Below are 2,142 nucleotides of genomic sequence, written 5' to 3' on the forward strand. Positions count from 1 at the left end.
CTCCGCAGGGGGCCACCCGGGGGACTTACCGGTGGGGGCGGCGGAGACCCCGCCGGAGGCGCCTCGGGCGGAGGCGCCTCCGGCGGGGCGGCCGGTTCGGGTTCGAACGGCGCGGCCGGTTGCCGCGCCTCGGGCGGGATTACCGGCGCGATCGGATCGACATGGTCCTCGGGTACGGGAGCGTCCGGGGGCGGCGCTGTCGGCGGCGCCACCAGCGGTACCTCCGGTGCGGCAACCGGTGGCAGTAGTGGTGGCGCGGGAGGCGGCCCGGGTGCGGGCGCGACCGGAAGCATCGATGGCCCAGCCACCGGTGACGACACGACCGGCGCGGAAGTCGACCTCGTCGCGGCCGCCGGAGCTTGCGAGACCTGGGAGGGGATCGGATTCGGCGCGGTTCTATCGACCTCGGCGGCGTTCGCCGGCCGTTCGTCGCGAAGTTGCACCATGGCGATACCGGTTCCACCGAGCACGGTGGCGATGGCCGCTCCGATGACGACCGCGCGTCCGGCGTGGCGCCGGCTCGGCGGGGCGTGTACCGAACGGCTCCGGAATGGGCTTGCGGCGACCAACGCGGCACCGCGCGCCGCCGCGGTGGCGAAGTCGGGCACCTGGATCACGGGTGCGGCGAGTCCGAGTTGCAGCGCGGACACGACCTCCGGCTTCCCGGCTGACGAGCCGCACAGCACAATGGCATCGGGTCGCACTCCGATGGCGTCCAAGGTCGCCCAGATGCGACCGATCACCGGTCCCGCCGTGTCGGCGTCGACGACGCCGGAGGACCAGGAATCGGAGGCGAGGATCTCGCCGCGTCGCGGCCCCACGACGAGGTAGGACGTGTGATATCCGACAACCTCCAGCGCCAACAGGGTGCCGACGTGCGCCAGTCCCGGCAGCATCTCGTCGAGCAGCGCGAGTAGCGCAGTCCGGGCCGATACGAGCGACGACGAACGCCACGACTCGGACGAAAGCCCCGACACGATCGCGTGCCGTTCGGCCACCGTGTGATAGGCGATGCCGACCTCATCGATCGGAGTATTCGGCTCGGCATCGGCCGCCAGGGCTTCAAGCGTCGCGGCGACCGAGGCAGCGGTGGATTCCTCGACCGGGCGCTCGACCGCGCACAGCACGGGCTGACGCGGACCCGTCCGCGGCAGCGAGGAGAGCATCACCCCGCGCACCACGGTCTGTTCTGCTGCTATTCCGACTGTGGCCCTCATGAATCACCTCTTTTCCGAACGCTCTCGATAGAGGTTCGTCACGAGAGCACCCAGCGATTGGCGGTTCGCTATCCCCGGTGCGTGGACCGGTGACAACGGCGCTTCCCGACCGGTCCCGCGGGCGCCCGGCACGGCGTGCAGTGTGGTCGACCGGTGAGCAGTACGACCAGCCGGCGCGTTATGGCTGGGCTGGTTCCGCGCGCCGAAGAACCTTGCGGATGGAATTTCGCTCATACGCGAGCGGGGCTACCTTCTCGATGCCGATCGACCCGTCGACGCGCGGCCTGTGGATTCGGACCCACCGGGTTCGGACTACGGATGGCGCGGACGCGCACCCCGGGTCTTGGGTGAACGACACGGCACAAGCGCGATGTCGTCGGCCGAACAGCGCGCTCAGAACGCGGGTGGCTCGGTTTCTCCACCTACCGGGGGTGTGGGCAGGGGGATGACGATGCCGAAGGGCAGGGTGATGACGGGTGGAGGTGTGGGTTCGGCGGGGTCGGGTGTGGTGGCCGGCTGCGGAGCGTCGGTGATGTCGGGTGCGGTCGGCGCATGCTCCACGGGTGCACCACCGGACCGACTGCCGGAATCCTCGGGCCGAGCGCCGAGGGCTCCGGGATTCGCGCCGGGGGTTGCGGGCCGACTGGGGACGATAGCTGGATCGGTCACGGGTGGCATGCAGGTACCGGTCCACGAATCCCCGGGATCACCCACCGCGGAATCGCTCCCATCCCCGGCATCAGCCGGTATGGAGTCACGGGGAACACCAGATCCGACATCATCCGTTGGACTGGGCACCGGCACGAGTCGCGGCGCCAACGCAGGTCGACCCGAACGCGGCATCGGCGCCGGAACCGCCCGCATCAGACACGGATCCGCCGGCGGCGCAACCGGAACCGGAGCCGGACAGAAGACCCCGCACGGA

The 2,142-nt window shown here is 70.6% G+C and carries 1 protein-coding gene and 1 pseudogene; both read right to left on the reverse strand.

The genetic code is table 11. From position 1 onward, the window contains the following. A pseudogene (locus tag AB0B25_RS32060) lies at window positions 1-1,217 on the reverse strand (hypothetical protein); the annotation flags it as partial. A gap of 393 nt (window positions 1,218-1,610) precedes the next feature. After that, window positions 1,611-1,886: a hypothetical protein gene (locus tag AB0B25_RS32065; protein ID WP_357187582.1), complete on the reverse strand. Its 276-nt coding sequence runs from the start codon at window positions 1,884-1,886 to the stop codon at window positions 1,611-1,613. Window positions 1,887-2,142: the final 256 nt, after the last annotated feature.

The sequence above is a fragment of the Nocardia sp. NPDC049190 genome, assembly GCF_040648115.1.
Taxonomy (GTDB): Bacteria; Actinomycetota; Actinomycetes; order Mycobacteriales; family Mycobacteriaceae; genus Nocardia.